Annotated in this window: 15 protein-coding genes; 10 read left to right on the top strand and 5 right to left on the bottom strand. The window is 68.3% G+C overall.

Going from position 1 to position 12,412, the window contains the following annotated elements; genetic code table 11:
- Positions 1–191 precede the first annotated feature (191 nt).
- Positions 192–983, bottom strand: coding sequence for an adenosylcobinamide-GDP ribazoletransferase (locus BQ8420_RS01225; RefSeq protein WP_369825460.1), 792 nt, complete (start codon positions 981–983; stop codon positions 192–194).
- A complete protein-coding gene (locus BQ8420_RS01220; RefSeq protein ID WP_087095957.1) occupies positions 980–1,972 on the bottom strand; it encodes a bifunctional adenosylcobinamide kinase/adenosylcobinamide-phosphate guanylyltransferase in 993 nt (330 codons plus the stop codon). The genes BQ8420_RS01225 and BQ8420_RS01220 overlap by 4 nt, the downstream gene beginning before the upstream one ends.
- A 207-nt stretch (positions 1,973–2,179) precedes the next feature.
- Here BQ8420_RS01220 and BQ8420_RS01215 point away from each other — a divergent pair, with 207 nt between their 5' ends.
- Positions 2,180–2,389, top strand: coding sequence for a hypothetical protein (locus BQ8420_RS01215; RefSeq protein ID WP_087095939.1), 210 nt, complete (start codon positions 2,180–2,182; stop codon positions 2,387–2,389).
- A gap of 69 nt (positions 2,390–2,458) precedes the next feature.
- On the opposite strand, the gene BQ8420_RS01210 is transcribed toward BQ8420_RS01215, so the two are convergent.
- Both BQ8420_RS01210 and BQ8420_RS01205 read right to left on the bottom strand, forming a co-directional pair.
- A complete protein-coding gene (locus tag BQ8420_RS01210; RefSeq protein ID WP_087095938.1) occupies positions 2,459–3,463 on the bottom strand; it encodes an aldo/keto reductase family protein in 1,005 nt (334 codons plus the stop codon).
- 177 nt (positions 3,464–3,640) lie between these two features.
- Complete coding sequence (locus BQ8420_RS01205) at positions 3,641–4,312, bottom strand: DUF3043 domain-containing protein (RefSeq protein ID WP_087095937.1); 672 nt, start codon at positions 4,310–4,312, stop codon at positions 3,641–3,643.
- A gap of 96 nt (positions 4,313–4,408) precedes the next feature.
- On the opposite strand from BQ8420_RS01205, the gene BQ8420_RS01200 reads away from it, so the two are divergent.
- The 7 genes from BQ8420_RS01200 to rpsD all read left to right on the top strand — a co-directional run bounded on the left by BQ8420_RS01200 (position 4,409) and on the right by rpsD (position 10,002).
- The gene (locus BQ8420_RS01200) at positions 4,409–5,176 is read left to right on the top strand and encodes a PspA/IM30 family protein (protein ID WP_087095936.1); all 768 of its coding nucleotides are present in this window, start codon (positions 4,409–4,411) and stop codon (positions 5,174–5,176) included.
- Positions 5,173–5,451, top strand: a complete 279-nt coding sequence (locus tag BQ8420_RS01195) for a hypothetical protein (protein ID WP_087095935.1) — start codon at positions 5,173–5,175, stop codon at positions 5,449–5,451. The genes BQ8420_RS01200 and BQ8420_RS01195 overlap by 4 nt, the downstream gene beginning before the upstream one ends.
- Positions 5,452–5,715: 264 nt before the next feature.
- Positions 5,716–6,642 (top strand): zinc metalloprotease HtpX, encoded by a 927-nt coding sequence (gene htpX / locus BQ8420_RS01190; RefSeq protein WP_087095934.1) that lies wholly within the window; start codon positions 5,716–5,718, stop codon positions 6,640–6,642.
- Positions 6,643–6,685: 43 nt separating this feature from the next.
- The gene (locus BQ8420_RS01185; RefSeq protein ID WP_087095933.1) at positions 6,686–7,291 is read left to right on the top strand and encodes a hypothetical protein; all 606 of its coding nucleotides are present in this window, start codon (positions 6,686–6,688) and stop codon (positions 7,289–7,291) included.
- A 276-nt stretch (positions 7,292–7,567) separates the two neighbouring features.
- Positions 7,568–7,918, top strand: coding sequence for an iron-sulfur cluster assembly accessory protein (locus BQ8420_RS01180; protein WP_087095932.1), 351 nt, complete (start codon positions 7,568–7,570; stop codon positions 7,916–7,918).
- Between the two features lie 216 nt (positions 7,919–8,134).
- Positions 8,135–9,106 carry a carbohydrate kinase family protein gene (locus BQ8420_RS01175; protein ID WP_087095931.1) on the top strand — a complete coding sequence of 324 codons (972 nt, stop codon included), beginning with the start codon at positions 8,135–8,137 and terminating at the stop codon, positions 9,104–9,106.
- A 284-nt stretch (positions 9,107–9,390) separates the two neighbouring features.
- Positions 9,391–10,002: a 30S ribosomal protein S4 gene (gene rpsD / locus BQ8420_RS01170; RefSeq protein WP_087095930.1), complete on the top strand. Its 612-nt coding sequence runs from the start codon at positions 9,391–9,393 to the stop codon at positions 10,000–10,002.
- Positions 10,003–10,209: 207 nt separating this feature from the next.
- On the opposite strand, the gene BQ8420_RS01165 is transcribed toward rpsD, so the two are convergent.
- Positions 10,210–10,467 carry a sulfurtransferase TusA family protein gene (locus BQ8420_RS01165; protein ID WP_087095929.1) on the bottom strand — a complete coding sequence of 86 codons (258 nt, stop codon included), beginning with the start codon at positions 10,465–10,467 and terminating at the stop codon, positions 10,210–10,212.
- Between the two features lie 528 nt (positions 10,468–10,995).
- Here BQ8420_RS01165 and coxB point away from each other — a divergent pair.
- Both coxB and BQ8420_RS01155 read left to right on the top strand, forming a co-directional pair.
- Positions 10,996–11,811 carry a cytochrome c oxidase subunit II gene (coxB, locus tag BQ8420_RS01160; protein WP_087095928.1) on the top strand — a complete coding sequence of 272 codons (816 nt, stop codon included), beginning with the start codon at positions 10,996–10,998 and terminating at the stop codon, positions 11,809–11,811.
- Positions 11,811–12,412, top strand: a 602-nt coding sequence (locus tag BQ8420_RS01155; protein ID WP_200815745.1) for a cbb3-type cytochrome c oxidase subunit I, incomplete at its 3' end; no start/stop codon positions are given. The genes coxB and BQ8420_RS01155, both read left to right, overlap by 1 nt.

The following is a 12,412-nucleotide window of genomic DNA, read 5'->3' as shown; positions in this document are numbered from 1 at the left end:
CCCCGCACGTCGCGAGCCGTCCCCCCGGTGGGTCGGGCCCCTCCCGCGCGATGTGGGCGCCTTTGGTCACTTTCCGGGACTGTCGCACGGGATCGGCGGTGCCGCCGTTGGTTGCCCTCGCTGAGTCCCGTCGAAACTCGGTGTGAATAAATGTGATCATGGCTACATCGGTTCCCTCGCGAGGGCATCGATCAGGCCCAAGCCGCCGCCACCAGCAACGCCGTCGTCGCCGCGGTCTCCACCAGTGCCCCCAGCACGTCGCCGGTGATCCCGCCCAGGCGGCGCACCGCGTGCCACAGGAGGCCCCCGGCCACGACGACCCCCAGGGCCGCCCCGGCGGCGCAGACGAGCGCGAGCCCGGGGGAGTGGATCAGTCCGAGGGCGCACAGCGCGAGCACACCCGCGCAGACCGCCGCCGCCGCGGGAACACCGACCGTGCCCGCGACGAAGGCGCCCAACCCGTCCGGGCGTGCCGACGGAACCCGGCGAAGGCACGCGAGCGTCGCCGCCAGCCGCCCCGCGGCGCCGGCCGTCATCGCGCCCACCACCGCCGCCCCGGCGGAGACCTCCGCCAGCTGCGCCAGGGCCAGCGTCTGCGCGCCGACCGCCACCAGCAGGGTCAACACGCCGAACGGCCCGATGTCGGAGCGCCGCATCACCTCCAAGGCCTCCGCGGCGGGCCTGCCACTGCCCAGCCCATCGGCCAGGTCGGCCAGGCCGTCCAAGTGCAGCCCACGGGTGAGCAGGGCTCCGGTACCCACGGCGAGGAGGGCGGCCAACGGAGCCGACCACCCCAGCCACGTCCCGAGACCGGCCACGGCCCCGATCACCGCGCCCAGGAGGGCGCCCAGGGCCGGTGCCCACAGCATCGCCCGTCCGGCGACCGCGCGGTCCATCCGCGCGACGCGCACCGGCCACACCGTGAAGGTGCCCACCGCCATGCGCAGCCCCGCCACGGTGTCCCCCTCGCTCAGGCGGCTCATTCGAGCTCCACCACGCGACCGGCCGTGGCCAGGACGACCTCCTCGGACTCGGCGCCCACCCATTGGTTGAGCAGTCCCAGCCGGTCACGGAAGATCCGCCCCGCGCGGGTCGGCGGGACCACACCCGAACCGACCTCGTTGGTCACCGCCACCACGTACGCCCGGGTGGAACGCCAGGCCTCCAACAGCTCTCGGACGGCCGCGTCCACCCGCTCCTCGGCGCCCGGGGGCGGGTCCTCCTCCCACAGGCCGCTCCGGTCCATCACCGCCGTCAACCAGGTCCCCAGGCAGTCGACCAGCACCGCTCCCCGTCGCTCGCGCAGCAGCACGGCGAGGTCGATGGTCTGCTCGGTCCGCCACCACCAGGGGCGACGGCGAACGTGCAAGGCGACCCGTTCGGCCCAATCGGGGTCCGTTCCGGGATCGGGGACCGGACCGGTGGCGGCGTACACGACCTTCGGTTCGGCCAGCATCCGGAGTTCGGCCTCGGTCGACTTGCCCGACCGGGCGCCGCCGGTCACCAGGGTCCGGTGCGGGCCGTGCGGTCGGGGCTCGGGCCACACCGACGGCGGGCACGTCATCGTCGTGCCGTCGCCCGGCGCCAGGGCGCCCCACAGCCGCGCCCGGCGGGCGAACTCGCGGGGTGAACGGATCCGGTGGTCGCCGCCGACCGCCACCACCGCCGTCGTCACCCCGATCACGCCCGAGCGGCGCAGCTCCCCGATCATCTCCGGACGCCGCGCGGCGTCGACGATGACCATGTCCACCTGCTGTTCGGAGGCGGAGGTGTAGGCCGAAGCGCCGGCCGGAAGCTCCTCGGCGGGCGGTCCTCCGGGCAGGATCCCCGGGCCGGAGCGGGCGTACAGCAGCCGGCCGCCGTCGGGCGCCTCCACCCGCACCCCCTCGGGGGTGGGCGTGACCGTGTAGCCGGGCGGCACCGGGCCAACGGCCCCGGACTCACGGAGGCGGAACAGGTCGTCGACGGTCACCCTCATCGGGAGCCGCCGGTCCGCACGGGCCTTGTTGCAGGACGAACAGGTGCATTGAGGCGCGGGCCAGCCCGCGGGTCCTGCCGTCCCCAGAAATCGGATACGCACGCGCAAAAGTAAACAGCATGTCGGACCAAGCCATGGTTAAGCTCGGCACAGGATCGCGGTGGCGACCACCGTGGCATCGGCGACGAAGGGCGGTCGAACATGGCGTGGACGTGGCGGTACCACGGGGCGGACGGAGCACCGGTGGAGGTGGGGGAACCGCCCGCGGAGACGTTCACCTCGCGTGGCGACGCCGAGAGCTGGCTGGGCGAGAACTGGTCCGAACTGGCGGAGGAGGGCGTGAGCGCCGTCACCCTGCTGGAAGAGGACCGCGAGGTCTACAAGATGCCCCTCAGCAGCGACGAGGGCTGAGTCGCCGGAACGGTGAACCGAAGGGGCCCGGGATCGTCGCGACCCCGGGCCCTCTGGATCACTTCGTTTCTAACCGCGGATGTTCTCGGGACTCTTGGTGAGCGAGGGGTCCCGCTGGACGCTCTCGCCCAGGACCTCGTCGATGCGCGTCATGAGCCCGGCGTCGAGCTTCACCCCGGCCGCCTTGACGTTGCTCTCGACCTGCTCCGGGCGGGAGGCGCCGATGATCGCGGCGGACACGTTCTGGTTCTGCAGGACCCAGGCCACGGACAGCTGGGACAGGGACAACCCGGCCTCGGCGGCCAGCGGCTCCAGCGCCTGCACCCGCTCCAACAGCTCCTGGTCGGAGACCTTGTCCGCGAGGAACTTCTCGCTCTTGGGGTCGGCCGCGCGGGAACCCGCGGGCAGTTCCTGGCCGGGCTTGTACTTACCGGTGAGGATGCCACCGGCGATCGGCGACCACACGATCTGGCCGACGCCCTCACGCTCGGACAGCGGAATGACCTCGGATTCGATGACCCGCCAGAGCATGTTGTACTGCGGCTGGTTGGAGACGAGCCGGTCGAAGCCCATCTCGTCGGCGATCTTCAGCGCCCGTTCGATCTCCTCCGCGCGCCACTCGGAGACCCCGATGTAGAGGGCCTTGCCCTGTCGGACCAGGTCCTCGAAGGCCCGCATCGTCTCTTCGAGCGGGGTGGTGTAGTCGAACCGGTGCGCCTGGTAAAGGTCCAGGTAGTCGGTTCCCAGCCGACGGAGGGAGTCCTCGCAGCCACGGATGATGTGCTTGCGGGACAGGCCCCTGTCGTTCTTGCCCTCGCCCATGGGCCAGTAGAGCTTGGAGAAGATCTCCAGCCCATCGCGGCGTTCGTCCTTCAGAGCCCGCCCGAGGACCTCCTCGGCCTTGCCCTGCGCGTAGCCGTCGGCGGTGTCGAAGGTGGTGATGCCCGCGTCGAGTGCGGCCCGGACACAGGAGGTGGCGGTGTCCTCCTCGACCTGGGAACCGTGGGTGATCCAGTTTCCGTAAGCGATCTCGCTGATGATGAGACCGGTGTTGCCCAGATGCCGAAATTCCATGACGCGAACTCTAGTGGTGCGGTCCATACGTGACCACAACCGGCCCCACCGCGTCCGGGAACGCTCCCAGGCGAGGGCGCGGAGACCTTGGGGCAAGCGAGTGTCGAGGAAAGCGGAAGAGGGCCGGTGCGCACACCGACCCTCGGGTCCTGGGGATGACGGAGAGGGGAGGCGGGTTCAGCGCAAGCTCTTCGGGACGGGGTTCTCGCCGACCTTGAGCTTCGGCTTGGGAAGGCGCAACCGACGGAACTGCAACTGGCGCATGGCGGCGTACATGCCGATGCCGCGCAGCAGGTCATCGTCGGGGAAGTACTCCGTGGCGCGCTTCTTCACCGTACGGCCCACCAGGATGCCCTCGGCGACGATCGTCACCATCATCAGTGGCCAGATCACGTAGGCCACACCCACCTGGAAGACGGGGATGTTCACGAAGAGCAGCACGATGATCAGGATGGAGAAGGGCAGGAAGAACTCGCTGGCGCTGCGGCGCGAATCGATGAAATCGCGCGCGTACGAACGGGCCGGGCTCAGGTCCTGCGGCCGGTAGTGCCGGGTGTCCTCACCCTTGGGTGCGCCGGGGACGGAACGTGTGACGCCTTTGGAACGTTGGCGATCTTGACGATCCCGGTAGGCGCGGTAGGCCTCCTTCCGTGTCTCGGGGGCCTTCACCGGCCGGCGCGGGACCGATGCGGATTCCCTGCGCTTGGGGGTGGGCACACCCTTCTTGGGGGTATATCCCTTAGGTTGGGTGGCCTCAGAGGCCTCAGGGCTGGCGGATTCGGCTGAGGCCGAATCCGTGGCTGCGGAAGCGGAGCGACGTCGGAACACACCCTCAGGGTAGCCGGTCATAGCTTTATGGCGACCGCGGGCCAGACCGCGTAGGGTTGGGCAAAGCGCCCGCTGGGAACTGCCGATGTACGCAGCGAGAAGGGGACGGCCACGCCGATGAGCGTGTTTCAGCGACTTTCGATGATCTTCAAGTCCAAGGCCAACAGGGCCTTGGACTCGGTCGAGGACCCCAGGGAAACCCTCGACTACTCGTATCAGAAACAACTTGAGCTCCTGCAGAAGGTGCGTCGTGGCGTCGCCGACGTCGCGACCTCCCGCAAGCGCGTCGAACTCCAGATCCAGCAGCTCGAACAACAGTCCGACAAGCTGCAGAACCAGGGCAAGGCGGCGCTGGGACAGGGCCGCGAGGACCTCGCCCGTGAAGCCCTCACCCGCCGCTCCGGTCTGACCGGTCAGATCGAGGGGCTGCGCGAGCAGCACGCCAACCTCCAGGGCGAGGAGCAGAAGCTCACGATGGCCGCCCAGCGCCTGCAAGCGAAGGTCGACGCCTTCCGCACGCGCAAGGAGACCATCAAGGCGACCTACACCGCCGCCCAGGCCCAGACGCAGATCAGTGAGGCGTTCTCGGGCATCTCCGAGGAGATGGGCGACGTCGGCATGGCCGTGCAGCGGGCGGAGGACAAGACCGCCCAGATGCAGGCTCGCGCCGGCGCGGTCGACGAACTCCTGGCCTCCGGTGCCCTCGACGACGTCACGAGCACCGGTCCGCGTGATGACATCCAGAGCGAGCTGGACCGCATGGCCAGCACCAGCGGTGTCGACGCCGAGCTTGAGCAGATGAAGCTCGAACTGGGCGGCGGCAGCGGTGGTTCCTCCGCTCCGCAGCAGATCGAGGGTGGTAACGGCAGCAGGGAGGGCCAGTGATCGTCCGCATCATGGGTGAGGGTCAGGTGGACCTCACCGACGCCGACCTCGACGTGCTCAACTCCTTCGACTCCGCTTTGGAGAACGCGATCGGGTCGGGTGACGAGAAGAAGTTCCGCAAGGCCCTGAACGACCTCTTGGAGAAGGTGCGCGAGGACGGCAACCCTCTGCCGCCCGACTCCTTGGAACCCTCCCAGTTCATTCTGCCGCCGGCCGACGCGAGCATGGAAGAGGTCCGGAAGATGCTGCAGGACGACGGGCTCATCCCCGGATAACGGACGCGGATGTGGCCTCGTGGGACCCACCACCACCGTCCAGGTGAGTCCCACGTCGACAGCGTGGAGCGGGGCCGGTTCCCTCCGGCCCGGGCCGCGCTCGGTACCTTCGCGCGCGTTCTCCACCGCGGCCGCCGTGATCTCGTCACGGCGGCCGCGGTGTGTTCGACGCCACCTGTTCGACGAACACGCGGTGACCCGCTTTAACCTGCTTCTCACCTGTTCGAACTACACTCCGAACCACGCATCGTGGAGGGGAAAGCCGTGGCTGGTTCGAAGTTCCGTCCGGACCGGGGGCTGACGGCCCGGATGGTGACGACCATGTTCCTGCTGATCCTGGTCTATGTGGCGTTCATCGTGGGTCTGACCCTGGCGGGGCTGAACATCTGGTTGGTGCTCGTCCTGGTCGGCGCGTTCGCGCTGTTCTCCTACTTCTCCGCCGACAAGATCGCCATGTTCTCGATGGGGGCCAAGGAGGTCTCCCCCGAGCAGGCCCCCGACCTGCACGCCCTGGTCGACCGGTTGTGCGCCATGGCCGACATGTCCAAGCCCAAGGTCGGTATCGCCGAGACCGACGTGCCCAACGCCTTCGCCACCGGCCACAGCGAGAAGTCCGCGGTCATCTGCGTGACCACCGGGCTCATGCGCCGCCTCGACGGTCCCGAGCTGGAGGCCGTCATCGCCCATGAGCTGTCCCACATCGCGCACCGCGACGTCATGGTCATGACCATCGCCGGGTTCCTGGGCATCGTCGCCGGGTTCCTCACCCAGGCGGGACTGCGCTTCGCCATGTTCGCCGGGGCCGGCGGGGGCCGGAGCAACAACAACGGCCCCGCGCCCGCCGTCGTCGCCCTGCTCGTGGTGCTGGTCAGCGCCATCGCCTGGGCGCTGAGCTTCCTGCTCACCCGCGCCCTGTCCCGGTACCGGGAACTGTCGGCCGACCGGGCCGCCGCCTACCTGACCGGCCGCCCCTCGATGCTGGGCAGCGCCCTGTCGAAGATCACCGGCGACATGGCCACCATCCCCACCCGGGATCTGCGTCAGGTCGAACCGTTCAACGCCTTCTTCTTCGCCCCGGCCTTCGCGAAGAAGGGCTTCAGCATGAGTCAGCTGATCGCCACCCACCCGCCGGTCGAACAGCGACTGGCTCAGCTCTCCGACATCTCCCGCCAACTCGGCCGCGGCGCCTGAGACGGTCCGGCGGGCCCGGGACCTGGACACAGAGAGGACCCTCATGAGCTTCTGGCGAACACTGCTGGGACGGTCGAAACCCGCGGAGCCCGACCTCGACGCGCTCTTCGGACTGCCCACCGCCGCACTGACCCTGCGCGCCGGGGTGGGGCTGACCCCCACCGGCAGCGGCTCGGTGGCCTTCCGCGCCACCGAGGGCGCCGCCTTCGCCGACATCGAACGCGACGTCACCGCTCTGCTCAACGCGGGGGACGGTCCTCCGGTGGAGCACACCACCGACGACTACGGCTACACGTGGCTGGTGGTGCGCGGCTCCTCGACCTCGGTGGGGGAGGGCGGCGGCGAACTCGCCGAAACCGACATCACCGGCCTGGTCACCGACCTGCACGCGGTCAACTCCACCCTGGAGGTCAACGGGTACGGTCCCTCGCTTCTCTGCTCGCTGGTGGGCTTCACGGACGGTTCCGGCCGCTCGGTCGGCCTGGTGTACCTGTACAAGCGGGGCACCTTCTACCCCTTCGCGCCCGCGGGCGGGAAGCGGCGGGACAACGCCCTGGAACTCCAGGTGGAGGCGGCGGTCGGCGACGATCTGCCGTTGGAGAAGGACCGGTCCCGTTGGTTCCCCGTCTACGGTGCGCCGGGACTCTGATCGTCATCGGAACGGCCCGGAGTGACCTTCGGAAGATGGCATCGGAGCGCCGCCCGGCTTACCCTGGTACGTACGGGCAGGCCCGTACGTCGCCCAGGTCACACGTGCACCGTGGGGCCTCACGGTGACAGGGCGAACACAGCGGCCGAACGGTGGAATGCCTCATCGGTCCCCGGTGTTGGGACCCGTTGAAGAGGACAGGACCCTCGGGGCCTGCCTCGCGAGCGAACGGGGTCGCCAGGCGGCCGCAACCCCTTTTCAGAGGAGCTTTACGACATGACGGTTCAGACCGAGGACACCGCGCAGGGAGTCATCCTCACCGACGAGGCGACCGGCAAGATCCGGTCCCTGCTCGACCAGGAAGGCCGCGACGACCTGCGCCTTCGCGTAGGTGTGCAGCCCGGCGGTTGCTCGGGGTTGCGCTACCAGCTCTACTTCGACGAGCGCGACCTCGACGGTGACATCGTCGCCGACTTCAGCGGGGTCGAGGTCGTCACCGACCGTAAGAGCGCCGCCTACCTCACCGGGGCGACCATCGACTTCGTCGACACGATCGAGAAGCAGGGGTTCACCATCGACAACCCCGTGGCCACCGGTTCCTGCGCCTGCGGCGACTCCTTCAACTAGGCGTCGGCCGAGCTCGACCCCGGGGAGGGCGGACGCGGTGCGCGTCCACCCTCCCTTTCTCGTGCCCGGAATCGGGCCCTGGTTCCAGGGTCCGGGCGGGTAGAGGACCCGAGCGGTGGGTACCCTTGGCAGGTCCGAACGGGCGTGTGCCCGTGGCGGCTCGGCCGGCTCGTCCCGAGCGCCGAACCCTCTTGCCTATCAAGGAGTCCACCTCCCGTGCGTATCGCGGTTGCCGGATCCATCGCCACTGACCACCTGATGTCCTTCGAGGGTCGGTTCGCCGAGCAGATCATCCCCGAGCAGATCCAGCAGTTGTCACTGTCCTTCCTGATCGACGAACTGGACGTGCGTCGCGGTGGCGTCGCGGCCAACATCTGCTTCGGTCTGGGCGCCTTCGGTCTGAGCCCCGTCCTGGTCGGCGCCGCCGGTCAGGACTTCGAGGAGTACCGCTCCTGGTTGGACCGCCACGGCGTCGACACCTCCTCCGTGCTCATCTCCGAGCTGCGCCACACGGCGCGCTTCGTGTGCACCACCGACCGCGACCAGAACCAGATCGCCTCGTTCTACGCGGGTGCCATGGCCGAGGCCCGCAACATCGAGATCCAGCCGATCTCCGACCGGCTCGGCGGGCTCGACCTGGTACTCATCGGTGCGGACGACCCGGCCGCGATGGTCCGCCACAGCGAGGAGTGCCGTACCCGCGGCATCCCCTTCGCCGCCGACCCCTCCCAGCAGCTCGCCCGGATGGAGGGCCCCGAGGTGCGGACCCTCATCGAGGGAGCCGGCCTGCTGTTCTCCAACGAGTACGAGAAGGCCCTGGCCGAGCAGAAGACCGGCTGGTCCGACGAGCAGATCCTCACCAAGGTCGGCACCCGGGTCACGACCCTGGGCGCCAAGGGCGCCCGTATCGACCGCCAGGGCGAGGAGAGCATCCACGTCGAGGCGGCCGCCGTGGGCGAGCTGGTCGACCCCACCGGCATGGGCGACTCCTTCCGTGCCGGGTTCCTGGCCGCGCACTCCTGGGGTCTGTCCCTGGAGCGTGCCGCCCAGGTCGGCAACGCCACCGCCGTGCACTGCCTGGAGGCCGACGGCCCGCAGGAGTACACCCTCACCTCCGAGTCCCTGCTGGAGCGGATCGAACGTTCCTACGGCGCGGACGTCGCCGCCGAGGTCAAGCCGCATCTGTAGCAGTGCCTTCCGGGGCCGAACCGCGGTATTGGTCGGGGTAGTGCTCCGGACCCCGTAAAGTGGATGGTCGCGACCCGCACAGGGACACCTGTGCCGTCCCGGTGCGCTGAAACGCGTGCCGGTTCATTCGCCCAAGCCGTTCGCGCCGGGTCGCGCGCGGCGGTGGGGAACCCGCTTTTCGTTCGCCTCGCATTCGCGGGCACGAGGCTCGGGCGCGTCCAGCGCCTCCCAGATCTAGGCCAGCCTTACCTGGGATTCCCTGATTCACCCTGAAAGGACTATGCATGCGCTACACCGGACCGAAGGTGCGGTTGTCCCGGCGCGCCGGCACTCCGCTGACCCGTAAGGCGGTCAGCTACTTCGAGAAGCGTCCGTACCCGCCCGGTGAGCACGGCCGCCGTGTTCGTCGTAACAGCTCTGACTACTCCGTTCGTCTGGCGGAGAAGCAGAAGGTGCGCTGGTACTACGACCTGACCGAGAAGCAGCTGCTCCGCGTCTACGAGAACGCCAAGAAGCGCGCCGCCCGTACCGGTGAGGAGATGCTCACCGAGCTCGAACTGCGTCTGGCCACGGTCGTCCTGCGTTCGGGTCTGGCCGCGTCGATCTACGCCGCGCGTCAGTTCGTCAACCACGGCCACATCACCGTGGACGGCAAGAAGGTCGACATCCCGTCGTACCAGGTCAAGCCGGGCCAGATCATCAGCGTTCGGGAGAAGTCCCGTTCCATGGTCCCGTTCGTCGAGGCCACCGAGGGCATCCACGCCGACGACAAGATCGCCGGTTACCTGGCCGTGAGCCACAAGGACCTGCGCGTCGCGGTCATCGACCGCCCCAAGCGCGAGCAGATCCCCGTTCCCTTCGACGAGCAGCTCGTCGTCGAGTTCTACGCTCGCTAGGCACCTCCCGCACCGACGGGACCGGCCCCTGACGGGGTGGGCCCCGCCCGCGGGAAAGGCCGCGCGGACCTCGTGTCCGCGCGGCCTTCGTGTTGCCCGACGGTCCGTCGGGCGCCCTACGCCACACCCGGAAACACCGGACTGCGTCAATCGTTATCGCAACGGAATCGAAACTCGTGTTCCGGTCCCGAGAGCGTCTTCGGACGGTCAGTACATCCGCCGGATGTGAAAAGCGCTACCCCGCGCCAAAGGCCGCTCCACGACGAACTCGTGCATCTTCATCCGGCACCAGGCCGGTATGTCCGAGCTCGCGGCGGGATCGTCCGCGGTGACCGCGATGACCGCACCGATGGGCACTTCGTGCAATCGGGCGGCCAACATGATGATCGGGATCGGGCACTTGCGGCCCACCGCCTCCACGGTGACCAGAGGCCGCTGTTCGGTTGATCGCTCGGGCACGTCCACCCCTCGTTGGTCGTCGTCCTGTGTCCTTATCTTGACCTGGGACGCCCGAAAAGGCGCACCCGGTTAAGGGAGTCGTAAACCCAGCGATACGCTCGCCTTAGTCTCGTACCGAGATCGCGCACACCACCGCCCACGGCGGTGATGTGCGCGAACTCGGGCGAGGGTCCGGGGGTACGCCGGGCCGCGCTTCGTAGCCAGCCGGGAGGAAGTCCCTCGGGGCGACCTGGCCCGGCTCCGCGAGGCGGACGAGCGTTCCGGGAGGGCGCACCTGGCAACACGCTGACCAGGTGAGCCCATGAACCGCACCTCGATCGGTTCGCGATAATGTTTCCCCCTGAAAAGCTTTGGATACTTAGGCCGCCCGTGGAGGATCCGCGGGCTTCACCGCTGGGAAGGCAATCCGTGAGTCCGACCCGCCAAAAAAATCGGCGCTCGACACTGCGTCGATGGGCACCACGCGGCGCCGCGCTCGCCGTGTTGGGGCTGGCCGCGACCGGCTGCGCGTCGAACGAGCTCACTCGTTTGGGCATGCCGGAACCGATCACCGAGCAGGCCGAGCGTGTTCTCGCGCTCTGGCAGGGCTCGTGGGTCACCGCTTTCGCGGTCGGCATTCTCGTATGGGGATTGTTCATCTGGACGATCCTCTTCCACCGCAAGCGCTCTGAGCAGTTGCCGCCCCAGGTGCGGTACAACATGCCCATCGAAGCGCTGTACACCGTGTTGCCGATCGTCGTCATCTCGGTGCTCTTCTTCTTCACCGCGCGCGATCAGGCGTACCTGATGGAGACCGAAGAGCCCGCAGACGTCCATGTAGAGGTCGTGGCCTTCCAATGGGCCTGGCAGTTCAACTACATGGACGACACCAAGGAGAACGGCGGAGAGGTGATCCACTCCGAGGTCGGTATCCCCAACCCCGATGGCACCGCCGACCGTTCCACGCAGCCCACCCTGGTTCTGCCCGAGGACTCGGTCGTCCACTTCGACCTCCACTCTCCCGACGTCATCCACTCGTTCTGGATCCCGGCGTTCGGTTTCAAGATGGACGTCATCCCCGGACGTGACAACGCGTTCCAGGTCAACATGAACGAGGGCACCGCGGACTCGTACGTCGGTCGTTGCGCCGAGCTGTGCGGTGTCGACCACACCCGCATGCTCTTCAACGTCGAGGTCCTGCCACAGGACGAGTACGAGGCCTGGGACGCCGAACAGGAACAGCAGGCCTCCGAGGAGGCCGACGCCGAGGGTCTGGTCGAGGAGACCACCGACTCAGCCGAAGGTTCCGGGGCCGAGGGCACCGGAGCCGAGGGTTCCGGCGCCGAGGCGACCGAGGAGAATGACGAGTGATGACTACCACGGCAACCGAGGCGAGCAAGCCTCGCACCGATGGTCAGGCGCCGTCGCGCAAGGGGTCGCTCATCGTCAACTGGATGACGTCGACCGACCACAAGATCATCGGGTACATGTACCTGATCACCTCCTTCGCCTTCTTCCTTCTGGGCGGAGTGCTGGCGGTCCTGATGCGTCTGGAACTGTTCGCGCCGGGCATGCAGATCATGTCCAACGAGCAGTTCAACCAGATGTTCACCATGCACGGCACGATCATGCTGCTGATGTTCGCGACCCCGCTGTTCGTCGGGTTCGCGAACGTGATGATGCCGATTCAGATCGGTTCGCCCGACGTGGCGTTCCCGAGGATGAACCTGTTCGGCTACTACCTGTTCCTGTTCGGTAGCCTCATCGCGATCAGCGGGTTCCTGACCCCGGGTGGTGCGGCCAGCTTCGGTTGGTTCGCCTACACACCGCTCTCCGACGCGGTGCGTTCACCCGGTCTGGGCGGCGACCTGTGGATCCTGGGCCTGGCCGTCTCCGGTCTGGCCACCATCCTGGGCGCGGTCAACTTCATCACCACCGCGCTGTGCATGCGCGCGCCCGGTATGACGATGTT

It is taken from the genome of Nocardiopsis sp. JB363 (assembly GCF_900143625.1).
Lineage (GTDB): Bacteria > Actinomycetota > Actinomycetes > Streptosporangiales > Streptosporangiaceae > Nocardiopsis.
Note: the sequence above shows the minus strand (reverse complement) of the source record. Positions and strands in the feature narration are given on the sequence as shown.

Bases quoted from the DNA above. Each gene is read 5' to 3' on its own strand.
- BQ8420_RS01225 (WP_369825460.1), bottom strand. From the start codon at position 983: ATGAGCCGCCTGAGCGAGGGGGACACCGTGGCGGGGCTGCGCATGGCG.
- BQ8420_RS01215 (WP_087095939.1), top strand. From the start codon at position 2,180: ATGGCGTGGACGTGGCGGTACCACGGGGCGGACGGAGCACCGGTGGAG.
- BQ8420_RS01210 (WP_087095938.1), bottom strand. From the start codon at position 3,463: ATGGAATTTCGGCATCTGGGCAACACCGGTCTCATCATCAGCGAGATC.
- BQ8420_RS01205 (WP_087095937.1), bottom strand. From the start codon at position 4,312: ATGACCGGCTACCCTGAGGGTGTGTTCCGACGTCGCTCCGCTTCCGCA.
- BQ8420_RS01200 (WP_087095936.1), top strand. From the start codon at position 4,409: ATGAGCGTGTTTCAGCGACTTTCGATGATCTTCAAGTCCAAGGCCAAC.
- BQ8420_RS01185 (WP_087095933.1), top strand. From the start codon at position 6,686: ATGAGCTTCTGGCGAACACTGCTGGGACGGTCGAAACCCGCGGAGCCC.
- BQ8420_RS01180 (WP_087095932.1), top strand. From the start codon at position 7,568: ATGACGGTTCAGACCGAGGACACCGCGCAGGGAGTCATCCTCACCGAC.
- rpsD (WP_087095930.1), top strand. From the start codon at position 9,391: ATGCGCTACACCGGACCGAAGGTGCGGTTGTCCCGGCGCGCCGGCACT.
- coxB (WP_087095928.1), top strand. From the start codon at position 10,996: ATGCCGGAACCGATCACCGAGCAGGCCGAGCGTGTTCTCGCGCTCTGG.